Source organism: Vibrio sp. 2134-1, assembly GCF_033339495.1.
On sequence record NZ_JAWOUS010000685.1, the window covers coordinates 1 to 592 of the forward strand.

General features: G+C 51.7%; 1 protein-coding gene. It reads left to right on the forward strand.

All coding sequences use genetic code 11. From position 1 onward, the window contains the following. Nucleotides 1-592: HAD-IC family P-type ATPase (locus tag R7R78_RS27955; RefSeq protein WP_225474831.1), on the forward strand; the 592-nt coding region annotated here is incomplete at both ends.

Consider the following 592-nt stretch of genomic DNA (forward strand, 5'->3'; position numbering starts at 1 on the left):
GCAAAGAAGTACCAGCGTCTCAGCTTCAACCTGGGGACGTCATTGAAGTGGCACCTGGCGGTCGTTTGCCAGCTGATGGTGTATTGATGACGACGTTAGCCAGCTTTGATGAAAGTGCATTGACCGGTGAATCAGTTCCTGCTGAGCATGAAGAAGGCGGGAAAATCATGGCGGGGGCTGTGGTAGTCGATAAAGTAGTGCAGGTGCAAGTGACCTCCCGCCAAGGTGAAAATGCCATTGACCGCATCCTTCATTTGATTGAAGAAGCTGAATCGCGCAAAGCGCCGTTAGAACGATTCCTCGATAAATTTAGTCGCTGGTACACGCCACTTATGATGCTGGTGTCTCTTGCCGTCATCGTTACGCCACCATTACTGTTCGCTCAACCTTGGGAAACATGGGTGTACCGTGGTTTGGCATTGCTCTTAATCGCTTGTCCTTGTTCCTTGGTTATTTCAACGCCTGCTGCGATTACGTCGGGTCTGGCTGCTGCTGCACGCCGTGGTGCATTGATCAAAGGTGGGGCAGCGCTTGAGTTGCTTGGCAAAGTGGAGTCGGTCGCGTTTGATAAAACAGGCACGTTGACACAAGG